The following is a 21,400-nucleotide window of genomic DNA, read 5'->3' as shown; positions in this document are numbered from 1 at the left end:
AGCCCACCCCGGCCGGCCACGGACAGGTTCCGTGCGCGCCAGCCACGGAGTGAAGAAGGAAAGGCGAAAAGCGGGTCGCGGCGCTGCGCTTGCTCGGAGCGGAGCATGGCTCCGCTCTACAGAAGATTCATAGACCGGAGAAAGTTCATTCCCCAGATGGAATTCATCCACGCATGGCGTGGATCCGCCGGACGCGCCTGGAGACCGTCAAAGACGGGGAGGGGTGAGGTTGCGGGGGCGTGAGCCGCATGGATGCGGCGACCGAGCTTACAGGGACGTACTTGCAGCGTCCCCCGCAATCTCACCCCTCCCCGCCAACCCCTCAACCCAGCCGTTGCGGTTGCTCCGGCTCCTGCTCCAGCGGGTGCAGGGCCGCAGGCCCTGCAATACATAAACCCTTACTGACCCCGCAGGCGGCTGTGCCTGAACCCGTAACCGAAATAGATCACGAACCCGACCACCGTCCACACGCCCATCAGCATCCAGTTGTGCAGCGTCATCGCCGACAGCAGCGCCAGGCAGCTCAGCACGCCCAGCGTGCAGATCAGCCACGCCATCGGCATGCGGAACGGACGCGGCAGGTCCGGCTGCGTGCGGCGCAGGATCAGCACGCCCGCGCACACCGCCGCGAACGCGATCAGCGTGCCCATCGAGGTCAGTTCGCCGAGGATGTCCAGCGGGAACAGTGCCGCCAGCAGGGCGATGCCGATGCCGGTGATGACCGTGTTGATGTGCGGTGTGCGGTACTTCGGGTGGATCTTGGTGAACACCGGCGGCAGCAGGCCATCGCGCCCCATGATCATGAAGATGCGCGGCTGGCCGATGATCATCACCAGCACCACCGAGGACAGGCCGATCAGGGCCCCGACTTCGACCACCCAGCGCAGCCAGCCCAGCTGCGGGTGCGCGGCCACGGCGGTCACCACCGGCTCGTCGGTGCCCAGCAGCGGGTAGGGCACCAGGCCGGTCATCACCGCCGCCATGGCGATGTACAGCACCGTGCAGATCACCAGCGACACCATCATGCCGAACGGCATGTCGCGCTGCGGGTTCTTCGATTCCTGCGCCGCCACCGACACCGCCTCGAAGCCGATGTAGGCGAAGAACACCATCGCCGCGCCGCGCAGCACGCCTTCCATGCCGTACTTGCCGGGGCCTTCGTTGGCCGGGATGAACGGGGTCCAGTTGCTGGTGTCCACGTACTTCCAGCCGGCCACGATGACCAGAATGATCAGGCCGGTCTTCAGCACGACCATCGCCATGTTCATCGCCGAGGACTTGCTGATGCCGACGTAGCACAGCCAGGTCAGCAGCAGCACCAGACCGGCCGCAGGCAGGTTGGCGATGGCGCCGGTCGGGCGCAGCTGTGCATCCAGGGGCGCACTGACCAGTGACGCGGGTAAATGGATGTCGAACTGGCTGAGCAGGCTGAGGAAGTAGCCGGTCCAGCTGACCGCCACCGCCGAGGCCGACACGCCGTACTCCAGCACCAGCATCCAGCCGATGAACCAGGCCGAGAGCTCGCCGAAGGTGGCGTAGGTGTAGGTGTAGGCGCTGCCGGAGACCGGCACCATCGAGGCGAACTCGGCGTAGGCCAGCGCGCAGAAGGCGCAGCAGATGGCCGCCAGTACGAAGGACAGCATGATGGCCGGGCCGGCGTGGTTGGCCGCGGCCTGGCCGGTGATGACGAAGATGCCGCCGCCGATCACCGCGCCGATGCCCAGGGCGGTCAGGCCCCACGGGCCGAGGTGGCGGCGAAGGCTCAGGCCGTTGGCGTCTTCATGGGCGGCATGCGGGTGCTTGGTGGCCCACAGTTGCTTGAACATGGATGTCGATCTTTTCGAAGCGCGCCGCTGCCGGCGCGCGGGGAGAAACGGACGGGCCGGCGCAGGGGCCGGCCCGTAGGCACATCAGGAGGACTTGGCCAGCTTGCTGTTGCGGATGCCGTAGCCGAGGTAGATCAGCAGGCCCAGCACGGTCCAGCCCACGAACAGGTGCCAATGCACCACGAACGCCTGCCAGAACAGGAACAGGCAGGTGGCCGCGCCCAGCGGGCAGATGATCCAGACGGCCGGCACGCGGAACGGGCGGTGCAGGTCCGGCTTGCTGTAGCGCAGGACCAGCACGCCGATGCAGACGGTGGCGAACGCCAGCAGGGTGCCCATCGAGACCAGTTCACCCAGCACGTTCAGCGGCACCAGGCCGGCGAGCGCCGCGGCGATCACGCCGACCACGATCGTGGCCCAGTACGGAGTGCGGAAGCGGGCGTGGACCTTGCCGAAGAACTTCGGCAGCAGGCCGTCGCGCGAGATCGTGTAGGCGATGCGGGTCTGGCCCATCATCATCACCAGGATCACCGAGGACAGGCCGGCGATGGCGCCGATCTCGACCGCGGTCTTCAGCCAGGCCAGCTGCGGGTAGCCTTCCAGCGCGGTGGCCACCGGCTTGTCGGTGCCCAGCAGGTGGTACGGCATCATGCCGGTCAGCACCGCGCAGACGATGATGTAGACGATGGTGCACACGGCCAGCGAGCCGAGCAGGCCGATCGGCATGTTGCGCTGCGGGTCCTTGGTCTCGCCGGCGGCGGTGGAGACCGCATCGAAGCCGATGTAGGCGAAGAACACGATGGTGGCGGCGCGGAAGATGCCGCTCCAGCCGAACTCGCCCGGGCCGGTGTTTTCAGGGATGAAGGGGTGCCAGTTGCCCGGATCGATGTGCGCCGCGCCGATGCCGATGAACAGGCAGATGACGGTGACCTTGATGGCAACGATGATCGCGTTGACGAAGGCCGACTGGGTCACGCCGACATACAGCAGGCCCGACACCGCCGCGATGATCAGCACCGCCGGCAGGTTGAACAGCTTGCCGGAGGCCACGAACTCGCTGCCGGTCCAGGCGATCGGCGCCGCGCTGAGCGCGTCCGGGAAGGGCATGTTCAGCGTGCTGGTGACGAAGCTGATCAGGTAGGCCGACCAGCCTACCGCGACCGAGGCGGAGGCGAACAGGTACTCCAGCACCAGGCACCAGCCGATGAACCAAGCCATGCCTTCGCCGAGGGTGGCGTAGGAGTAGGAGTAGGCGCTGCCGGAGACCGGCATCATCGCCGCGAACTCGGCGTAGCACAGGCCGGCCAGCGCGCAGGCGAAGCCGGCGATGACGAACGAGAGCATGACCGCCGGGCCGGCATGGTTGGCCGCGGCCTGGCCGGTCAGCACGAAGATGCCTGCGCCGATCACCGCACCAATGCCGAGCATGATGAGGTGTTTCGCCGTGAGGGTCCGTTTCAACGTGGCTTCGCCGTCCAGGCTGCCTTCGATGGGTTCGCCAGCATCGACGTGCCCGGCCGGTTGGACCGGCTTGACCCTCAACAGTGCTTTCAGCATGCAGAACTTTCCTGATGATCGGATTGGGGCCGCCGATGCGTTGCCGGCGGCCTGGAATGGTGAAGGCCGTGCGAACAGCCCGCTGTACCTTAGCCAAAGCTGAAGCCCCCGCACAAGCGCAATCGCAACAATGAACGGCGATAATGAGCAGTATTTTTCCGATCCCCCCGCATTCATGAATCAACCCGCCGAATCCCTTGCCGCGCTTGACGATCACCTGCGTGGGATGCTGCAGGACTACGCCCGCCGGGAGCCATCCCACGACGCGCTTGCTGCCGAATTCGGCACATTGATCGACGAAGCGGAAGATCCTTTCTGTCGTGAACGTCTGGCCGGGCACTTCACGGCCAGCTGCTGGCTGGTCAGTGCCGATGGCCAGCGCCTGCTGCTGACCCACCACCGTAAGCTGCAGCGCTGGCTGCAGCTGGGCGGCCACGCCGATGGCGACCGCGACCTGGCCCGGGTGGCGCTGAAGGAAGCGGGAGAGGAGTCCGGGCTGACCGGCCTGGTGCTGGACGATCCGGCGATCTTCGACCTGGACAAGCATTGGATTCCCGCACGCGAGGACGTGCCGGGGCACTGGCACTACGACGTGCGTTTCGTGATCCGTGCCGTGGGCGGCGAAGCCTTCGTGCTCAGCGAGGAATCCCTCGACCTAGCCTGGCGCCCGGTGGCCGAGGTCGCCGCAGACCCCGCATCGGACGAATCGATGCAGCGCATGGCCAACCGCTGGCTGGCCCGCTGAAGCATTCCGCCGGGCTTGGCCCGGCGCTACCGTCGTGCGTGCCGGGCCATGCCCGGCGACGCCTTCATCAATACAAAATGCGGGTGCGCAGGGTGCCCGGGATCGCGGCCAGCTCGTCACGCACGGCGCCGGCCTGTTCCTCGCTGGCGGTGATGTCGATCACCACGTAGCCCACCTTCGGGTCGGTGCGCAGGAACTGGCCGTCGATGTTGACGTTGTGGCGCGAGAAGATCTCGTTGACCTTGGACAGCACGCCCGGCACGTTCTGGTGGATGTGCAGCAGGCGCAGGCTGTCGGCGTGCTCGGGCAGGGTCACTTCCGGGAAATTGACCGCCGACAGGGTGCTGCCGTTGTCGCTGTAGCGCACCAGCTTGGCTGCCACCTCGATGCCGATGTTGTCCTGTGCTTCCAGCGTGCTGCCGCCCACGTGCGGGGTCAGGATCACGTTGTCGTGGCGGGTCAGTGGCGATTCGAAGACATCGCCGTTGCCCTTCGGCTCGACCGGGAACACGTCCAGCGCGGCGCCGCCGATATGGCCGCTGGCCAGCGCGGCGTCCAGAGCGTCGATATCGACCACGGTGCCGCGGGCCGCATTGATCACGTGCGCGCCCGGGCGCATCTTCGCCAGTTCGGTGGCACCGATCATCCACTGCGTGGACGGGGTTTCCGGCACGTGCAGGGTGACGATGTCGGCGCGCGCCAGCAGGTCGTCCAGGCTGGCGGCAGCGCGGGCATTGCCCAGCGACAGCTTGGTTTCCACGTCATGGAAGATCACCTGCATGCCCAGCGATTCAGCCAGTACGCCGACCTGGGTGCCGATGTGGCCGTAGCCGATGATGCCCAGGGTCTTGCCACGCACTTCATGGCTGCCGCTGGCCGACTTCGACCAGCCGCCACGATGGCATTCGGCATTCTTCTGCGGAATGCCGCGGGTCAGCATGATCGCTTCGGCGATGACCAGCTCGGCCACGCTGCGGGTGTTGGAATAGGGCGCGTTGAACACCGGAATGCCGGCCAGCTCGGCCGCGTCCAGGTCGACCTGGTTGGTACCGATGCAGAAGCAGCCCACCGCGATCAGGCGCTTGGCCTCGGCCAGCACCTCGGCGCTGAGCTGGGTGCGCGAGCGGATGCCGACGATGTGCGCCTCGGCGATGCGCGCCTTCAGTTCGTCTTCCGGCAGCGCCTTGCTGTGCGCTTCGATCTGGCTGTAGCCGGCGGAGGTGAACACCTCCACGGCGGTCTGGCTGACCCCCTCCAGCAACAGCACGCGGATATCCTGCTTGGGGAACGAGGTCTTCTTCGGCGACATGTTTCGGCACGGCCAGTGGGACAGGGGCTGACCACTATGCCAGATCGCCGGGGCCATGGTGCAGTGCGGAAATAGTTGCATCCGTAGCCATCTGCCGTCTATTGACGGGGCTGGACGCTGGCCCGCGCCGCTGGCACCCTTGCCCGTTCTTCACGCACCGCGCTGGACTGTCATGACCGATTCCCGCATCGCCTCGCTGCAGCAGGCCTGTCCCGGCCTGAAGCTGAAGACCGACCCTGCCGAGCTGGAGCATTACGGCCGCGACTGGACCCGGCGCTGGACGCCGGCGCCTCTGGCGATTGCTCTGCCGTCAACAGTGGAGGAGGTGCAGGCGGTGATGCGCTGGAGCGCGGCCGAAGCCGTGGCGGTGGTGCCCTCGGGCGGCCGCACCGGCCTGTCCGGGGGGGCGGTGGCGGCCAACGGCGAGCTGGTGCTCAGCCTGGAACGGATGAACAAGGCGCTGTCCTACGACGCCGTCGACCGCACCCTGGTGGTGCAGGCGGGCATGCCGTTGGAGGCACTGCACAACGCCGCGCTGGAACACGGCCTGATCTATCCAGTGGATTTCGCCGCGCGTGGTTCGTGCTCGATCGGCGGCAACATCGCCACCAATGCCGGCGGCATCCGCGTGATCCGCTACGGCAATACCCGCGAATGGATCGCCGGGCTGAAGGTGGTCACCGCCAGCGGCGGGCTGCTGGAACTCAACAAGGGCCTGATCAAGAATTCCAGCGGCTACGACTTCCGCCAGCTGATGATCGGCTCCGAGGGCACGCTGGGCGTGATCGTCGAGGCCACGGTGAAGCTGACCGACCCGCCGCCGGCCAGCAACGTGATGCTGCTGGCGGTGCCCAGCTTCGACGTGCTGATGCAGGTGTTTGCCGCCTTCCGTGCGCGCCTGCAACTGCAGGCCTTCGAATTCTTCACCGAGCGCGCGCTCGAGCACGTGCTGGCCCACGGCGCGCAGGCGCCGTTCGACGAGGTGCACCCGTATTACGTGGTCACCGAGTTCGCCGCCAATGACGAGGCGCAGGAAGCGGCGGCCATGGCGGCCTTCGAGGACTGCATGGGCAATGGCTGGGTCAGCGATGGCGTGATCAGTGCAAGCGATGCCCAGGCTGCCCAGCTCTGGCGCCTGCGCGAGGGCATCACCGAGGCAGTGGCGCGCTACAAGCCGTACAAGAACGACGTCTCGGTGCGGATCTCGGCGATGCCGGCGTTCCTGGCCGAGACCCAGGCGCTGATCGGCGAGGCATATCCGCATTTCGACGTGGTCTGGTTCGGCCACATCGGTGACGGCAATCTGCACATCAACGTCCTCAAGCCTGATGACACCAGCGACGCCGATTTCGTAATGCAGTGCGAGCACGTGACCAAGCTGCTGGCGCAGGTGCTGGCGCGTTTCGATGGCAGCATCTCGGCCGAGCACGGCATCGGCCTGGTCAAGAAGGGCTACCTGGACAGTACGCGCGGACCAGCGGAAATCGCGCTGATGAAGGCGGTCAAGCGCGCGTTCGATCCCGACGCGCGGCTGAATCCAGGCAAGCTGTTCGACGTCTGATGCAGGCAAAGACTTCACGCAACCATTACGCTCCACGCATACCCACTGATGGCATGACCACGATGACCCGTCCGCTTCTGCTGCTCGCCCTGCTGTCCCTGCCGCTGGCCGGTTTCGCTTCCAGCTTTGCCGGCTCGTCGGCCGGTACGTCGGCCGGTTCGGCCTCCGCTTCTTCGGCAGGTACCTCGGGCAGCAGTTCGGGTGATGACAAGGTCGTTCTGGCTGCGCGCGATGACGCGGCTGCCTTCGTTGCCAGCGATGGCCAGATCCGTGGCGCGCGCCTGCAGGCGGCACTGGTGCACCTGCGCGAGCAGGATGCCGCTGCCCAGCAGCAGAGCGACCTGCAGCTGGCCCGCGCGCTGCTGGCGCGCTGATCCACGTCGCGTGACAGTCCCGGCATCGCTCCCTGTAGAGCCGAGCCATGCTCGGCTGGACCTGCAACGCGGACACACGGCAACGGCAGCCGAGCATGGCTCGGCTCTACAGAAGAGCGCAGGGCGCAGGCGGTCGATCACGGCAGCCACGCCTGGGGTGGCGCTACTGCTGATCGCTCACGCTGCGCATGCGGCTGATCGCCTGCAGCTCGATCCGGCCGGACTGAGCGAGCCGCAACAGCTGCTCGCCCAGCAGACGCTGGACGATGTGCAGGCGCTGCTGCCCGAGGGCCTGCTGCGTGCCTTGCCCGAGCAGGTGCGGGTGTCGTGGCGTGATGATCTGCCGGCACAGGTGCACGGCCGCGCATTCGCCGGGCGCATCGCCCTGCGCCTGGACCTGCTGGATGACAGCCAGGCCGGTGCGCGCCGTGCGCGCCGCAGCGCGCTGATCCATGAACTGACCCACGTTGCCGACCGCAGCGGCGCAAACTGGTCGCGCAGCGCGCGCTGGCGTGACCTGGCCGGCTGGCAGCGCAGGCCGTGGCTCCTGGGGCGTGGCGCCAATCATTTCAGCGACCGCAGCCCGGATCCCTATGAGCTGCAGGACCCCGCCGAATACCTGGCGGTGAACGCCGAGCGCTTCGTGCTCGATGCCGAATTCGCCTGTCGCCGGCCGGCCGTGGCGCAGTGGTACCGGCAGCATTTCGGTACGCCGCCGTCGCTGCCGACCCCGCAGTGCGAGCGTACCGTGCCGCTGCTGCAGGCCGAGGAGGAGGAGGGCGCCGCCTCGCTGCTGCGGCTGGACCCGTCGCGCGTCTACGCCGTGGACTACCTGTTCGCCGAGGGCAGTGCGCAGCCGATGAGCCGCTGGGGCCACAGCATGCTGCGGCTGGTGATCTGCCGCCCGGGCCGTGTGCCGGGGCCTGATTGCCGGCTGGATCTGGAATACCACCGTGTCCTGTCCTTCCGTGCGTTCGTCGGCGACGTGCAGATCTCAAACTGGCGTGGCCTGACCGGCGGCTACCCGTCGCGCCTGTTCGTGCTGCCGCTGCAGCAGGTGGTGGACGAATACACCAAGGTCGAGCTGCGCGGCCTGCAGTCGTTGCCGTTGAAGCTCGACCGCAGCGAGATTGCCAGCCTGCTCGAGCGGACTGCGCAGGTGCACTGGAGTTATGACGGGCGCTATTACTTCGTCAGCAACAACTGTGCGGTGGAAACGGCCAAGCTGCTCCAGGCCGGCGTGCCGCGGTTGGGCGAGGCGGGCCTGGCCCAGCTGACCCCGCGCGGCCTGCGCCGTCGGCTGGCGCGACTGGACGCGCTGGATGTGCAGGTGCTGGATGATCCTGCCCGTGCGCAGGCGCAGGGTTACTACTTCGCATCGGCACGCGATCATTACCAGCAGCTGTTTGCGGTCGCGGCGGCACAGAACGCTTTACCAGCGGCGGACGTGCGCGGCTGGCTGAAGCTGCCCGCGCGGCAGCGCGAGCCCTGGCTGCAGCAGGGCGATGTGCGCGCCAGCGCCGGATTGCTGCTGCTGGAGCAGGCCGCGCAGCGCCGTGCCGAGCTGCGTGCGCGCGATACCTTGAAGCGTCGCCTGCTGGCGGCGCCGTACAGCCCGGCAACCGCGCGGCTGCGTGGCCTGCTGGAACAGAGCGGGCAGTGGTTGCGGCCGGGTCGGTTGCAGGCCGATGCCGGTTACGGGTTGCCGCTGGCCGAGGAGCAGGCCGTGGTTGCCGAGGCCGTGACCGCCGCCAGTGCCGCGGCCGTGCCTGCCTGGCAGTCGCTGCGACAGCAACTGCGCGCAGAGCTGCCTGCCGGACAACGGCAGGAGCTGGATGACATCGATGCCAACCTGGCCGCACTCGGCAACCGACTGCGGGAGCAGGCAGCGCCGCCGGCAGCCGGCGTGGCCGTTCGCTGATTGCCGCACGCCTGGGGCTGCGGTCAGGCGGCTTTCAGCCCCTGCCTGCGCCGAAGTGTTACGGTCAGGTGTCCTCAGCAGTATCGACAAGGAGTCGAGCCATGCGTACAGCTCCCAGCCTGTTGGCTGCCTCCCTGAGCATCATCCTCACCGCGTGCCAGCCGGCAACAGCCCCTGCGGCAGCGGCAAGCGCCGATTTGCCAGCGCCCCTGCCTGAACCACCGACGGACAGTGCCGCCGCGAGCGAAACCGAAGGCAACGGCAGCGCAGCGTTCCGTGCCACCGGCAACGAACCCGGCTGGCTGGCGGTGGTTGGTGGCGAGGGACCAGGCCTGCAGGTCGAGGTGGACTACGGCGAGCGCCGTTTCCAGGTTGCCGCACCCACCGCGGGCGCCGATGGCTGGGCCGGCAAGGCCGCCGATGGCACGCCCATCAAGCTGAGCTTCCAGCGCACCACCTGCCAGGACGGCATGAGCGGCGAATCATTCGAGGCCAAAGCGATGTTGACCATCGGCGCGCACCAGTACCACGGCTGCGGCAATTTCGGTGGCAAATGAGCGCAGGCCGGTAGCGCCGGGCCATGCCCGGATGGCGCTTCGTCCGCGATGCATCGACAGACGCAGCCGAGCATGGGCTCGGCTCTACAGAAGCCGGTAGCGCCGGGCCACGCCCGGCGTTCATCGATCAGCCCTCGCAGGGCTTCAGGTCCAGGTCGAAGTCCAGGTCGTAGCGCCCGTTGATGTCGATCAGCGCGGAGCGGACCGCGCAGTCATCGCGATGGCGCGCGACCAGGCCGGTGAAGATCTTTTCGCGGCCTTCGCAGTACGTGGCGCTGGCTTCTTCCAGTTCGCGACGACGCTCGTCGTCGTAAGGCTCTTCACCGGCAAAATGCTGGCAGGTGTTCTCACGCGCGAGGAAGGCCTGCACGTCCGCCGGCATCTGGCAGTAGATGCGCACGTCGTCAACGTCATACACGTCCCCAGGCACGGGACAGCCTGCGGCGGCGAGCGCCTGGTCGAGCGCTTCATTGCCGGTGGACGGGGTAGCGAAGTGCGCCACGACGGCGGCCGGCTCGGCCGCCGGTGCTGTCGCCACGGGCGGTGCAGCCGATTCGCTTGCGGGTACCTTGGGCGTGGTTTCAGCAGCGCTGTCCGCTGCCTGCGGCGAACACGCCGCAAGCAGGGACAGGCAGGCGACCAGCGCGAGGTGCTTAGTCCGCACGGCCGGCGAATTCGCCGGTGGCGGTGTTCACCAGCACGCGCTCACCGTTGGCGATGTACTCCGGCACCATGATTTCGATGCCGGTGTTCAGCTTGGCCGGCTTCGGGCGCTTGGTGGCGGTGCCGCCCTTCAGTTCCGGCGGGGTCTCGATCACTTCCAGTACGACCGAGGCGGGCAGCTGGATCGCCACCGGCTGCTCGTCGATGACCTGCACGTAGATGCCGGTCAGGCCGTCGGTGATGTAGCCGGCGTCGTCACCGATCACGTCGGCGTCGAGGGTGTAGGGGGTGTAGTCCTCGTCATCGAGGAACACGAACGCATCGCCGTCCTTGTACGAATAGGTGGACTGGCGGCGCAGCAGTTCGACTTCGACCAGGTTGTCGTCGGCATCGAAGCTGGCGTCGAGCTTGTTGCCGCCCGGCACGCTGTACATGATGAAGCGGAAGCGGACGTTGCCGCCGCGGCCCTGCGGCGAGCTGCGCTCGATGTCGCGGATCTGGTACACGCCGTTGTTGTACTCGACGACGTTGCCCTTCTTGATGTCGTTGGCTTTCATGGTGTTGTTGGTCGTTGGGGGTGGGCGCCGTCCCGGCGCCCGGGGGAATCACTTCGGAGCGAGGCGGGTAGCGCCGTCCAGGCGGATGGTCTCGCCGTTGAGGTAGGTGTTGCCGAGGATGAAGCCGACCAGGCTGGCGAAATCATCCGGCTTGCCCAGGCGCGAAGGGAACGGGATGGAGGCGGCCAGCGACTGCTGCACGGCCTCGGGCATGCCGTCCACCATCGGCGTCCAGAACACGCCCGGGGCGATGGTATTGACGCGGATGCCGAAGCGCGAGAGCTCGCGGGCCATCGGCAGGGTCATCGACACCACGCCACCCTTGCTGGCGGCATAGGCGGCCTGGCCGATCTGGCCTTCGTAGGCAGCGATGCTGGCGGTGTTGATGATCACGCCGCGCTCGCCGTCGTCGCCGGCCTCGTTGTGCTGCATGCGGTTGGCCGCGGCCGTGGCCACGTTGAAGCTGCCGACCAGGTTGACCATCACCGTGCCCTGGAAGCCGGCCAGCGGCATCGGACCCTCCTTGCCCAGCACGCGGCCGGCGCCGAGGATGCCGGCGCAGTTCATCGCCACGTTCAGGCCACCAAGGAAGCCGTGGGCCTGGTCGATGGCCGCGCCCACCGCCGCCTCATCGCTGACGTTGACGTTGAAGTAGCGGGCCTTGTCAGCACCCAGCTCGACCACGGCGGCCGCGCCCTTGTCGTCGTTGAGATCGAACAGGGCGACCTTGCCGCCGTTGGCGACCAGGTGCTGGGCCACGGCCAGGCCGAGGCCGGAAACGCCGCCGGTGATCACGGCACGTACGGAAGACAGCTGCATTGAACGGTCCTGCAGGTTCGAGAACCGCCGATTCTAACGGAAGCCACGGCGCGCGCTGTTGTGCGCTGCTGCAATGTAGAGTCGAGCCATGCTCGACTGCATCTTCCTGTGGCAGTCGAGCATGGCTCGACTCTACATATTCGGCGGGTCGCGCCCGTGCAGCCGCCGCTCGAACTCGCCGGCGGGCAGGCCCGGGGCGAACAGGAAGCCCTGGCCGATGCTTACCCCCAGGCCCAGCAGGCACTGGCGCTGGGCTTCGGTTTCCACGCCCTCGGCCACGACGCCCAGGCCCAGGCTGCGGGCGATCGCGCAGACCGCCTCGCACACCGCCACGTCCGAACGGTTGCGCGGGATGCCCTCGACGAACAGCTGGCTCAGCTTCAGGCCGTGGATCGGCAGCCGGCGCAGGTAGTTCAGCGCGCTGTAGCCCTCGCCGAAATCGTCGATGGTCAGCATCACGCCCATCTCACGCAGGCGGGCGAAGGTGCGCAGGGTGTCCGGCGCATCCTCGATCAGCACCCGCTCGGTGAACTCCAGTTCCAGCACCGTACCGGGCAGCTCGAACTCGTCCAGTACCTGGCGTACCCAGCGGGCCAGGTCCTCGCCGACGAACTGACGCCAGGACACGTTGACCGCCACCCGCATCGTCTCCAGGCCATCATCCTGCCATTGCCGCACCTGCCGGCAGGCCTCGCGCAGCGCCCACTGGCCGATCCGCACGATGTCGCCGGTGTGCTCGGCGTGGCCGATGAACAGGTCCGGGCGCATCTGCCCAAGCTGGCCGTTGTGCCAGCGCATCAGTGCCTCGCAGCCGGTGATGGCGCCGGTGCGCAGGTTGATCTGCGGCTGGTAGACCAGGCGGAACTCATCGCCGTCCAGCGCCTTGTGCAGCCGGCTCTCGATCTGCAGGCGGTCGTTCTGGCGCTCGGCCAGTTCCTGTGAGAACACGTGCCAGCCGTTGCGGGTGCGGCGCTTGCACTCGTACATGGCGGTGTCGGCGTTCTGGATCAGCTGCTGCGGCCGGTCGCCGTCGCCCGGGGCCTTGGCGATGCCGATGCTGGCGGTGACCTGGAATTCGTCGCTGCCCAGCTGGAAGGGCGAGGAGAACGCGGCGGTAATGCGCTCGGCCAGCTGCTCGGCCTGGTCGGGCTGGTCGCGCAGGTCACAGATCACCAGGAACTCGTCGCCACCGAAGCGGGCGAGCAGGCCTTCGGTGCCGATGGCCGTGGCGATGCGCCGGGTCGCTTCGATCAGCAGCTCGTCGCCGGCATTGTGGCCGAGCAGGTCGTTGACCACCTTGAAGCGGTCCAGGTCGATATACAGCACCGCCACCCGGTCGTGGCCCGGGCTGCCCATGCGCACGCCGAGGTCGGTGAGCACCGCGTCGCGGTTCATGATCCCGGTCAGCGGGTCGGTGCGCGCCTGCACGCGCAGGGTTTCTTCGGCCTGCTTGCGTTCGGTGATGTCCTGCACGGTGCCGGTGATGCGCGCGGCATCGACGTCACCGGTGGAGACCTCGCCGATCATCCGGATCCAGAACGAGTGGCCGTCGCGGCGCTGGCCCTGCAGCTCCAGGCCGAAGCTGCTGCGGTGTTTGATGGTATCGGCAAGGGCCTGCTGCAGGGAGGCGCGGTCATCACTGCGCAGGCAGTCCAACAGGGCGGTCATGTCCTGCAGGTCGTCGGGCTGGCCGACGATGCGCCGGGCCTCGTCGGTCAGGTACAGGCGCTGCAGGCTGCGGTCCCATTCCCAACCGCCGATGTGCGCCAGCGACTGTGCCCGCGCGAACAGCAGGTTGTTGCGCTTGAGCTCGGTGATGTCGCTGAACATCGAATAGACATGGTCGGCCTGGTCGCAGCCGGTGCCGAACACCGGCACGTTGGTGGTCGACAGCCACAGCATGCGTCCGCGCGGGCGGTGGTACAGGCCGATGATCGTGCTGCGGATGACCCGCCCGGCCTGGAAGCAGCGGATGGTTGGCCACTGTGCCTGGGTGAGGGTGTTGCCGTGCTCGTCGACGATCAGCCAGGCCTCGGGGTCGAGCAGGGCGTCGAAGGCATTGCCGTTGCTGGTGATGCCGAGGACGCGGTGCGCGGCCGGGTTGGCCGAGATCACCCGCAGGTTGCGGTCGAACAGGATCACGCCCTTGTCGATCGATTCCATCAGCAGGCGGTAACGCGATTCGGCACGCCAGCGGCCGCTCAGGTCGCGCGCCACGGCCACGATGCAGGGCTGGCCGTGGTCCTGGAAGCCGGCCGAATGCACCTCCACCGGGAAGCGGCTGCCATCGCCGCGCATGTTGGTCACTTCGATGACATAGGTGTCACCGCGGTTCAACGCTTCCCAGACCGGCTGCAGGTGGTCGCTGGGCAGGTCGGGATTGAGCAGTTCGATCGGCTGGCCGACGATGGCTTCGCGTGGGCGGTCGTAGGCGTGGATGCCGGCGCGGTTGACGTCCAGCACCACGCCGTCGGCGCTGAGGATGCTGACCGGGTCGGGCACTGCATCGAACAGGGCGGCGTAGCGCTCCTGTGCCTCGCCCATGCGCAGGCGGGCGTCGATCAGTGCCTCCATCGCCTGGCGCAGCAGTCTTGCCTGTGCGGCAGGCGGGTCGCCCGCCAGCGCGGCCTGCAGTGCGGCCAGCGCGTCGTCGGTCACGGCGGATGCTTCGCCGTGGGCCGGGCCGTCGCGCGGGCCGCTGTCGTTCATGTCGCCGCCAGGGCCTGCCCGACCCGGCTTGCGGTGGCGCGACCCAGCAGGCCGGCCAGCCAGCGCCCGGTTTCCGCCAGGGCCGGCAGGTCCACGCCGCATTCCAGGCCCAGGCCCTGCAGCAGGTAGACCACGTCCTCGCTGGCCACGTTGCCGCTGGCGCCCTTGGCATAGGGGCAGCCGCCGGCGCCGGACACCGCGCTGTCGACCACGCGCACGCCTTCCTCCAGACAGCTGGCGATATTGGCGATGGCCTGGCCGTAGGTATCGTGGAAGTGCACGGCCAGAGCGCTCATCGGGATCTCGGCGGCGACCGCCTTCAGCATGGCCCGCGCCTTGTGCGGGGTGCCGACGCCGATGGTGTCGCCCAGCGAGATTTCGTAGCAGCCCATCTCATGCAGGGCGCGGGCCACGCGCACCACGTCGGCCAGCGGCACTTCCCCCTGGTAGGGGCAGCCCAGCACGGTGGATACGTAGCCGCGCACGCGCACGCCGTCCCCGGCAGCACGGCGCAGGATCGGCGCGAAGCGGGCCAGTGACTCGTCGATGCCGGCATTGGTGTTGGTGAGGTTGAAGGCCTCGGAGGCAGCGGTGAACACCGCCACTTCCTGTACGCCCACGGCGCTCGCACGTTCATAGCCCTGCTCATTGGGGACCAGCACCGGGTAGGCGATGCCGGGGCGGCGATCGATGCCTGCATAGACCTCGGCCGCATCGGCCAGCTGCGGAACCCAGCGCGGGCTGACGAAGCTGGTCGCTTCGATGGTGCGCAGGCCGGTGGCGGACAGGCGGTCGATCAGGGCGATCTTGTCGGCGGTGGCCACCGCCTGCTTTTCGTTCTGCAGACCGTCGCGCGGGCCCACTTCCACGATGCGGACGAAATCGCTCATCGGCGCACCTCCGTGGCGGGCAGGTTGGGGCGGGCGGCAGGTGCGGAAGCGGGTGCGATCACGGGGTTTCCTGGAGAACGGGGGCGGCCCGGTCTCCACCAGGCTGCCAACAGGGATACGCAGGTCGGCCGCGAAAGCGGCCACATTCCTGCGCGGGAATCAGTCCGGGCGGTGGCAGACCGCTTCGATGTTGTTGCCATCGGGGCAGATCACGAAGGCGCCGTAATAGTCGCGGTGGTACCACGGGCGCAGGCCCGGGGCGCCGTTGTCGCGGCCCCCGGCTGCCAGTGCGGCGGCGTGGAAGGCATCGACCTCGGCGCGGCTGCCGCAGGCAAAGGCCACGTGCACGCCGTGGCTGGGGCTGCCGCCGTTGCCGATCCAGAAGAACGGCTTGCCGTTGCTGCCGAAGCCCACATGGTCGTGGTTGCCGGTCTGTTCGGCGGTCACTTCCATCACCAGGCTGATGCCCAGCGGCGCCAGTGCCTGCAGGAAGAACGTCCGGCTGCGTGGCAGGTCGGCGCTGCACAGGCCGATGTGGTCGAGCATGTCAGGCCTCCGTGACCCAGTGCGGGGCGCGCTTGTCGAGGAAGGCGCCCAGCCCTTCCTGTCCCTCGGCCGACACCCGCAGGCGCGCGATCAGGGCGGCATTGTCGCGGTCCAGGGTGTCACGGTCGTGGCTGTCGCGGACCTGGCGGACCAGCTCCTTGGCCGAGGACGAGGCGATCGGGCCGGCCTTGTCCAGCAGGGCCAGCTGGCGCTGCAGGGCGTCGTCCAGGCGCTCGGGCTCGACCAGCTGGTGGACCAGGCCGATGCGCAGGGCGGTTTCCGCATCGAAGTGTTCGCCCGTGGCGAACCAGCGGCGGGCCTGGCGCGGGCCGATGGCCTCGATCACGTAGGGCGAGATCACCGCCGGCAGCAGGCCCAGGCGGCTCTCGGTGAGGCCGAAACGGGCCGCGCTGGTGGCGATGGCGATGTCGCAGCAGGCGACCAGGCCGACGCCGCCACCGAAGGCCGCGCCATGGACCCGGGCCAGGGTCGGCTTGGGCAGCTCGTCCAGGGTGCGCATCAGGCGCGCCAGGGCCAGTGAATCCTCGCGGTTCTCGGCCTCGCTGGCGGCGGCCATGCCGCGCATCCACTGCAGGTCGGCACCGGCGGAGAAGGACGCGCCATGGCCGGCCAGCACCACCACCCGTACAGCCGGGTCGCGGCCGGCGGCCTCCAGGGCGGCGGTCAGGCGGGCGATCAGGCTCGCGTCGAAGGCATTGTGCAGCTCCGGCCGGTTCAGCCAGAGGGTCAGGACGGCGCCATCGCGCTCGATCAGCAAAGCATCGTTCATGGGATTCCGGGGGTTACTCCATTCCTGTATGGATCATAGCGGCCCATTGGTCATGGGCCATGACGCGACGCGGGAATGTTAGAATCGAGAACCATTTACATCCAGCTGAGATCGCGCTAGATGACGCTGTCCGAACTGCCCCTGCATACCCCGGCCGTGGTCGATTCCGTGCAGGACCTTCAGGCCAACGATGCCATCGCCCGGCGCCTGCGCGAGCTGGGCTTCGTCAAGGGCGAGGAAGTGCGCCTGATAGCCAAGGGGCCGGTCGGTGGCGAGCCGCTGCTGGTGCAGGTCGGGTTCACTCGTTTCGCGCTGCGTATCAGTGAAGCCAAGCGGATCGTCATCGACACCGCCCGTGTGGAGTCCTGTGCATGAATGCTGCCGTCAACGCCGCTCCCCTGCGCATCGCGCTGGTCGGCAATCCCAACAGCGGCAAGACCGCGCTGTTCAACCAGCTGACCGGCAGCCGGCAGAAGGTCGCCAACTACACCGGCGTCACCGTCGAGCGCAAGGAAGGCCGCCTGCGTGCGCCGTCCGGCCGCGAGTTCGCCGTGCTCGACCTGCCGGGCGCCTACAGCCTGCAGCCGGCCAGCCTGGATGAGGCGATCACCCGCGACCTCTGCCGGGGCTTCTACCCGGGCGAGGCCGCGCCAGACGTCCTGCTGTGCGTGATCGACGCCACCAACCTGCGCCTGCACCTGCGCTTCGCGCTGGAACTGCGTGAGCTGGGCAAGCCGATGGTCATCGCGCTGAACATGGTGGACGCGGCCCAGCGCCGTGGCATCCGCATCGACGTGGCCGCGCTGGAACGCGAGATCGGCGTGCCTGTGGTGGAAACCGTGGCCGTGCGCAAGCAGGGCGCCAAGGCCCTGGTCGACCGCCTCGATGCGATGGTGCCGCACCTGGATGCGCCGCTGGCCGGCGTCGAGGGCGGCATCGATTACCACGCCAAGGTGCGCAGCATCCTTGCGGCGGCCGTCAGCATGCCGGCGCGTACCGCGAAGATCGACGACACCCTGGACCGCTGGCTGCTGCACCCGGTGTTCGGCCTGATCACCCTGGTGGTGGTCATGTTCCTGATCTTCCAGGCGGTGTTCGCCTGGGCCACGCCGCTGATGGATGGCATCGAAGCCGGCTTCGGCTGGCTGGGCGAATTCGTCGGCGGCGTGCTGCCCGAAGGCCCGCTGACCAGCCTGCTGACGGACGGCATCATCGCCGGCCTCGGCGGGGTGGTGGTGTTCCTGCCGCAGATCCTGATCCTGTTCGCCTTCATCCTGGCGCTGGAGGAGTCCGGCTACCTGCCGCGCGCGGCGTTCCTGCTCGATCGCATGATGGCGGGCGCCGGCCTGTCGGGCCGTTCCTTCATCCCGCTGCTGTCCAGCTTCGCCTGCGCGGTGCCGGGCATCATGGCCACCCGCAGCATCCAGGACCCGCGTGATCGCCTGGCGACCATCCTGGTGGCGCCGCTGATGACCTGCTCGGCACGACTGCCGGTGTACGCGCTGCTGATCGGTGCGTTCATCCCGGCCGGCAAGGTCGGCATCTTCAATCAGCAGGGCCTGGTGTTGTTCGGCCTGTACGTGGCCGGCATCCTCAGCGCGCTGGTGATGTCGTGGGTGATGAAGAAGTGGCGCCGCGACAAGAGCGAGCACCCGCTGATGCTGGAGCTGCCGTCCTACCGCCTGCCGCACGTGCGCGACCTGGCCGTGGGCCTGTATGAGCGCGGCATGATCTTCCTGCGCCGGGTGGGCGGCATCATCCTGGCCCTGACCATCCTGCTGTGGGTGCTGCTGACCTTCCCGGGCGCCCCGGCCGACGCCACCATGCCGGCCATCGATTACAGCTACGCCGGCCAGATCGGCCATGCGATGACCGCGATCTTCGCTCCGCTGGGCTTCAACTGGCAGATCTGCATCGCGCTGATCCCGGGCCTGGCCGCGCGCGAAGTGGCGGTGTCCTCGCTGGCCACGGTCTACGCGCTGTCGGCAGCCGATGACGATGCGGCCATCTCGGCGCTGTCGCCGGTGGTGGCCGATGGCTGGTCGCTGGCCACCGGCCTGGCGCTGATGGTGTGGTTCATCTACGCACCGATGTGCATTTCGACGCTGGCCACCATCAAGCGCGAAACCAATTCGTGGAAGACGATGGGCTTCTCGGCGCTGTACCTGTTCGCGGCGGCCTACGTGGCGGCACTGATCACCTACCAGGTGACCGTGGCGTTGGGAGGCGGCTGATGGACGCCGGCCTGCTGATCCAGTACTTCATCGTCGCGGTGGCCGTGCTGGCCAGCGTGTGGGTGGTGATGAAGAAGCAGTTTCCGGTTACCACGCGCAGGCTGCGCAGCACGCTGGCACTGGCCCTGCTGAAGCCGGGCCGGGCGGCCTGGGTGCAGGGCCTGGGGCGGAAGATCGCGCCGCCGGCCAGTGGCGGTGGTGGCGCCTGCGGTGGCTGCGACAGCTGCGGACCGGCACCGCCGAAGCGGCACTGAGCCTGCCCTTCCTGCTTTGCTGGGGGCGGGCCTCCTCCGATGGGTGCGGGCCTTGGTCCTCACTGCCGATTGATCATCCACGCATGGAGCTACGTTGCGGGCCGGGCGAGGCGGGCTGTTCGCCGCGACGCGTCAGCGCGCCTGCGCACCCAGCCCGGCCGCTTGAGCCAGCCAGCGTTCGCGTTGTTGCGGCGTGCCGCTGCGCACGGCGCCCAGGCGGGTGACCCGCACTGGGCGGATGCCGCAGAATTCCAGGATGGTGCTGCGGATCTGGGTAATTCCCGGGTCGCGGTAGATCCACCGGTAGTACCAGGGCGGCGTGTCCAGGGTGGTGATGACCCGCGCGCTGCGTCCAGCCAGCAGCCGGTGCCACCATACCGAATCGCGCCGGTAGCGGAAGGCGAAGCCTGGCAGCAGCACGCGGTCGAAGAAGCCTTTCAGCAGGGCAGGCAGCGCGCCCCACCAGGTCGGGTAGACCAGTACAAGATGATCGCAGGCCTCGATCGCGTCGGCGGCATCCTGCAGGTCGGCTTCCAACGGCTGGATCTGGCGATACCCGTGGCGAAGTACCGGGTCGAACTGAAGGTCGCCCAGGGCAATCAAGCGCACGCGGTGGCCAGCGTTGCTGGCGGCGGTCGCGTAGCGTTGGGCGAGGGCGCCGCACAGGCTGTCACGGTCGGGATGGCCAAGCAGGATCAGGATGGAGCGGGACACGGCAGTCTCGAAGGCTGGAAAGCGACCGACGTTGCGCTATGCCCCTAGGGCAGAGTCAAACTCCGCCAAGGCAGCCGGCAGGAACCAGAACGCAGGTGCCATCGCCCTGCTGCAGCCATTGCCGCAGCTCGCCGGTGACTTCCTGCAGTTCGACCTCGATCCGGGCAAGCCGCTCGCGCTCGGAAGCAATCGCAGTGCGCTGGCGCTCCAGCAGGACCAGCACTGCCGGCCAGTCGAGCTGGCCGTCGCTGCGCTGCAGGCGCGTGATGGCGGCCAATCCGATGCCCAGTCCCAGCGCCTGCCGGATCAGCTGTACCCACGCCACATCCTGTTCGCTGTAGTCGCGATAGCGGTTCAGGCGCGGCACCGGCGGCAGCAGTCCGCGTGCCTCGTACAGGCGGATCGCCTTGGCGCTGGCGCCGGTGCGGCGCGCGACTTCGGAAATGCGCACCGTTTCAGCCCTGCATCCGCGCAGGCGGCATGATGGCGTCAGCACTTGGCGCGGGCGGTCTGCAAAGGTGCATGAGGTGCGGGCCAGCGCTTGAGGGGGCACGCAGCGTAGCAGCCACAGCGCTTGCCGGACCATGCGTGCTGCCGCTAGCCTGCGTGCATGAACCAGACTCCCCTCCGACTGCTTATTCACGGCGCCTCCGGGCGCATGGGCCAGGCCCTGTTGCGGCTGGCCGCCGAACACGCTGATTCCCTGCAGATCGTCGCTGCGGTGACCGGCCGCGCGCCGGCCCAGCGCGTGATCGAGGGCGTGCCGTACTTCGCCGCCAGCGAGCTGGGAGGCGCGCCGGCGTTCGACGTGGCCATCGACTTCAGCCTGCCTGAAGGCTTCGACCCGATGCTGGCGCTGTGCGTGGAGCGCGGTGCGGGCCTGGTGTCCGGCACCACCGGCATTTCCAGCGTGCAGCGGCAGGCACTGGAGGCAGCCGCGGGTGCCATTCCGCTGGTCTGGGCGTCGAACTTCAGCCTGGGCGTGGCGGTGCTGGATGAACTGGTCGAGCGCGCCGCACAGGCGCTGGCCGGCTGGGATTGCGATGTGGTCGAGTCGCACCACACGCAGAAGAAGGATGCGCCGTCGGGCACCGCGCTGACCCTGGGCGCGGCCGCGCAGCGGGGCGGGGCGGAGCCGCACTACGCCAGCCTGCGTGCCGGCGACATCGTCGGCGAACACCTGGTGCAGTTCACCGGCCTGGGTGAGCGCATCGAGCTGGTGCACCGCGCCGCCAACCGCGACATTTTCGCCCGCGGTGCGCTGTTTGCCGCCCGCCAGCTGCAGGGGCGGGCGCCGGGCAGCTACCGGGTGCGGGACCTGCTGGACGGTCCCCGTTAACCGGTAGCGCCGGGCCATGCCCGGCGGCCTAGTCA

The 21,400-nt window shown here is 68.3% G+C and carries 21 protein-coding genes; 9 read left to right on the top strand and 12 right to left on the bottom strand.

Going from position 1 to position 21,400, the window contains the following annotated elements; all coding sequences use genetic code 11:
- Positions 1-398: 398 nt before the first annotated feature.
- Both DCO49_RS14255 and DCO49_RS14250 read right to left on the bottom strand, forming a co-directional pair.
- The gene (locus DCO49_RS14255) at positions 399-1,826 is read right to left on the bottom strand and encodes an amino acid permease (protein ID WP_116864592.1); all 1,428 of its coding nucleotides are present in this window, start codon (positions 1,824-1,826) and stop codon (positions 399-401) included.
- Between the two features lie 84 nt (positions 1,827-1,910).
- Positions 1,911-3,383, bottom strand: a complete 1,473-nt coding sequence (locus tag DCO49_RS14250; RefSeq protein WP_108768722.1) for an amino acid permease — start codon at positions 3,381-3,383, stop codon at positions 1,911-1,913.
- A gap of 130 nt (positions 3,384-3,513) precedes the next feature.
- Here DCO49_RS14250 and DCO49_RS14245 point away from each other — a divergent pair, with 130 nt between their 5' ends.
- A complete protein-coding gene (locus tag DCO49_RS14245) occupies positions 3,514-4,128 on the top strand; it encodes an NUDIX hydrolase (protein WP_116864591.1) in 615 nt (204 codons plus the stop codon).
- 67 nt (positions 4,129-4,195) lie between these two features.
- Here the strand turns inward: DCO49_RS14245 and serA are convergent, their stop codons facing one another.
- Positions 4,196-5,437: a phosphoglycerate dehydrogenase gene (gene serA / locus DCO49_RS14240; protein ID WP_116864590.1), complete on the bottom strand. Its 1,242-nt coding sequence runs from the start codon at positions 5,435-5,437 to the stop codon at positions 4,196-4,198.
- A gap of 172 nt (positions 5,438-5,609) precedes the next feature.
- On the opposite strand from serA, the gene DCO49_RS14235 reads away from it, so the two are divergent.
- The 4 genes from DCO49_RS14235 (at position 5,610) to DCO49_RS14220 (ending at position 9,850) form a co-directional block, all read left to right on the top strand.
- On the top strand, positions 5,610-6,998 hold the full coding sequence (locus tag DCO49_RS14235) for an FAD-binding oxidoreductase (RefSeq protein ID WP_116864589.1): 1,389 nt from the start codon (positions 5,610-5,612) through the stop codon (positions 6,996-6,998).
- Between the two features lie 62 nt (positions 6,999-7,060).
- Positions 7,061-7,372 carry a DUF2388 domain-containing protein gene (locus DCO49_RS14230; RefSeq protein ID WP_116864588.1) on the top strand — a complete coding sequence of 104 codons (312 nt, stop codon included), beginning with the start codon at positions 7,061-7,063 and terminating at the stop codon, positions 7,370-7,372.
- Positions 7,373-7,529: 157 nt separating this feature from the next.
- On the top strand, positions 7,530-9,293 hold the full coding sequence (locus tag DCO49_RS14225; RefSeq protein ID WP_116864587.1) for a DUF4105 domain-containing protein: 1,764 nt from the start codon (positions 7,530-7,532) through the stop codon (positions 9,291-9,293).
- Between the two features lie 101 nt (positions 9,294-9,394).
- Complete coding sequence (locus tag DCO49_RS14220) at positions 9,395-9,850, top strand: hypothetical protein (protein ID WP_116864586.1); 456 nt, start codon at positions 9,395-9,397, stop codon at positions 9,848-9,850.
- A 127-nt stretch (positions 9,851-9,977) separates the two neighbouring features.
- Here DCO49_RS14220 and DCO49_RS14215 read toward each other — a convergent pair whose 3' ends face one another.
- From DCO49_RS14215 to DCO49_RS14185, 7 genes are all read right to left on the bottom strand, one after another.
- Positions 9,978-10,514 (bottom strand): hypothetical protein, encoded by a 537-nt coding sequence (locus DCO49_RS14215; protein WP_116864585.1) that lies wholly within the window; start codon positions 10,512-10,514, stop codon positions 9,978-9,980.
- Positions 10,504-11,070: an elongation factor P-like protein YeiP gene (gene yeiP / locus DCO49_RS14210; protein ID WP_079221730.1), complete on the bottom strand. Its 567-nt coding sequence runs from the start codon at positions 11,068-11,070 to the stop codon at positions 10,504-10,506. The genes DCO49_RS14215 and yeiP overlap by 11 nt, the downstream gene beginning before the upstream one ends.
- 48 nt (positions 11,071-11,118) lie before the next feature.
- Positions 11,119-11,889 carry an SDR family NAD(P)-dependent oxidoreductase gene (locus DCO49_RS14205; protein WP_116864584.1) on the bottom strand — a complete coding sequence of 257 codons (771 nt, stop codon included), beginning with the start codon at positions 11,887-11,889 and terminating at the stop codon, positions 11,119-11,121.
- Positions 11,890-12,021: 132 nt separating this feature from the next.
- Positions 12,022-14,598 (bottom strand): EAL domain-containing protein, encoded by a 2,577-nt coding sequence (locus tag DCO49_RS14200; RefSeq protein WP_116864583.1) that lies wholly within the window; start codon positions 14,596-14,598, stop codon positions 12,022-12,024.
- A complete protein-coding gene (locus tag DCO49_RS14195) occupies positions 14,595-15,488 on the bottom strand; it encodes a hydroxymethylglutaryl-CoA lyase (RefSeq protein ID WP_116864582.1) in 894 nt (297 codons plus the stop codon). The genes DCO49_RS14200 and DCO49_RS14195 overlap by 4 nt, the downstream gene beginning before the upstream one ends.
- Positions 15,489-15,647: 159 nt before the next feature.
- Positions 15,648-16,034 (bottom strand): VOC family protein, encoded by a 387-nt coding sequence (locus DCO49_RS14190; protein WP_116864581.1) that lies wholly within the window; start codon positions 16,032-16,034, stop codon positions 15,648-15,650.
- Position 16,035: 1 nt separating this feature from the next.
- On the bottom strand, positions 16,036-16,824 hold the full coding sequence (locus tag DCO49_RS14185) for an enoyl-CoA hydratase/isomerase family protein (RefSeq protein ID WP_116864580.1): 789 nt from the start codon (positions 16,822-16,824) through the stop codon (positions 16,036-16,038).
- Positions 16,825-16,944: 120 nt separating this feature from the next.
- Here DCO49_RS14185 and DCO49_RS14180 point away from each other — a divergent pair, with 120 nt between their 5' ends.
- The 3 genes from DCO49_RS14180 to DCO49_RS14170 are packed head-to-tail and all read left to right on the top strand — an operon-like array spanning position 16,945 to position 19,312.
- Entirely contained in the window at positions 16,945-17,199 is a 255-nt protein-coding gene (locus DCO49_RS14180) for a FeoA family protein (protein ID WP_116864579.1), read from the top strand.
- Complete coding sequence (feoB, locus tag DCO49_RS14175) at positions 17,196-19,058, top strand: ferrous iron transport protein B (protein ID WP_116864578.1); 1,863 nt, start codon at positions 17,196-17,198, stop codon at positions 19,056-19,058. The genes DCO49_RS14180 and feoB overlap by 4 nt, the downstream gene beginning before the upstream one ends.
- Entirely contained in the window at positions 19,058-19,312 is a 255-nt protein-coding gene (locus DCO49_RS14170; protein ID WP_116864577.1) for a DUF6587 family protein, read from the top strand. The genes feoB and DCO49_RS14170 overlap by 1 nt, the downstream gene beginning before the upstream one ends.
- Before the next feature lie 132 nt (positions 19,313-19,444).
- On the opposite strand, the gene DCO49_RS14165 is transcribed toward DCO49_RS14170, so the two are convergent.
- Complete coding sequence (locus DCO49_RS14165) at positions 19,445-20,026, bottom strand: NAD(P)H-dependent oxidoreductase (RefSeq protein WP_116864576.1); 582 nt, start codon at positions 20,024-20,026, stop codon at positions 19,445-19,447.
- A gap of 55 nt (positions 20,027-20,081) precedes the next feature.
- Positions 20,082-20,477: a MerR family transcriptional regulator gene (locus DCO49_RS14160; protein ID WP_116864593.1), complete on the bottom strand. Its 396-nt coding sequence runs from the start codon at positions 20,475-20,477 to the stop codon at positions 20,082-20,084.
- Positions 20,478-20,636: 159 nt separating this feature from the next.
- On the opposite strand from DCO49_RS14160, the gene dapB reads away from it, so the two are divergent.
- Positions 20,637-21,365, top strand: coding sequence for a 4-hydroxy-tetrahydrodipicolinate reductase (dapB, locus tag DCO49_RS14150; RefSeq protein WP_116864575.1), 729 nt, complete (start codon positions 20,637-20,639; stop codon positions 21,363-21,365).
- Positions 21,366-21,400 lie beyond the last annotated feature (35 nt).

The organism is Stenotrophomonas sp. SPM, from assembly GCF_003105135.1.
In the GTDB taxonomy this organism is placed as follows: domain Bacteria; phylum Pseudomonadota; class Gammaproteobacteria; order Xanthomonadales; family Xanthomonadaceae; genus Stenotrophomonas.
The sequence above is the reverse complement of the archived record's forward strand: the minus strand, read 5'-3'. Positions and strand labels throughout refer to the sequence as shown.

Coding starts and splice junctions, on each gene's coding strand:
- DCO49_RS14255 (WP_116864592.1), bottom strand. CDS start 1,826: ATGTTCAAGCAACTGTGGGCCACCAAGCACCCGCATGCCGCCCATGAA.
- DCO49_RS14250 (WP_108768722.1), bottom strand. CDS start 3,383: ATGCTGAAAGCACTGTTGAGGGTCAAGCCGGTCCAACCGGCCGGGCAC.
- DCO49_RS14245 (WP_116864591.1), top strand. CDS start 3,514: ATGAACGGCGATAATGAGCAGTATTTTTCCGATCCCCCCGCATTCATG.
- serA (WP_116864590.1), bottom strand. CDS start 5,437: ATGTCGCCGAAGAAGACCTCGTTCCCCAAGCAGGATATCCGCGTGCTG.
- DCO49_RS14235 (WP_116864589.1), top strand. CDS start 5,610: ATGACCGATTCCCGCATCGCCTCGCTGCAGCAGGCCTGTCCCGGCCTG.
- DCO49_RS14230 (WP_116864588.1), top strand. CDS start 7,061: ATGACCCGTCCGCTTCTGCTGCTCGCCCTGCTGTCCCTGCCGCTGGCC.
- DCO49_RS14220 (WP_116864586.1), top strand. CDS start 9,395: ATGCGTACAGCTCCCAGCCTGTTGGCTGCCTCCCTGAGCATCATCCTC.
- yeiP (WP_079221730.1), bottom strand. CDS start 11,070: ATGAAAGCCAACGACATCAAGAAGGGCAACGTCGTCGAGTACAACAAC.
- DCO49_RS14205 (WP_116864584.1), bottom strand. CDS start 11,889: ATGCAGCTGTCTTCCGTACGTGCCGTGATCACCGGCGGCGTTTCCGGC.
- DCO49_RS14200 (WP_116864583.1), bottom strand. CDS start 14,598: ATGAACGACAGCGGCCCGCGCGACGGCCCGGCCCACGGCGAAGCATCC.
- DCO49_RS14195 (WP_116864582.1), bottom strand. CDS start 15,488: ATGAGCGATTTCGTCCGCATCGTGGAAGTGGGCCCGCGCGACGGTCTG.
- DCO49_RS14190 (WP_116864581.1), bottom strand. CDS start 16,034: ATGCTCGACCACATCGGCCTGTGCAGCGCCGACCTGCCACGCAGCCGG.
- DCO49_RS14185 (WP_116864580.1), bottom strand. CDS start 16,824: ATGAACGATGCTTTGCTGATCGAGCGCGATGGCGCCGTCCTGACCCTC.
- DCO49_RS14180 (WP_116864579.1), top strand. CDS start 16,945: ATGACGCTGTCCGAACTGCCCCTGCATACCCCGGCCGTGGTCGATTCC.
- feoB (WP_116864578.1), top strand. CDS start 17,196: ATGAATGCTGCCGTCAACGCCGCTCCCCTGCGCATCGCGCTGGTCGGC.
- DCO49_RS14170 (WP_116864577.1), top strand. CDS start 19,058: ATGGACGCCGGCCTGCTGATCCAGTACTTCATCGTCGCGGTGGCCGTG.
- dapB (WP_116864575.1), top strand. CDS start 20,637: ATGAACCAGACTCCCCTCCGACTGCTTATTCACGGCGCCTCCGGGCGC.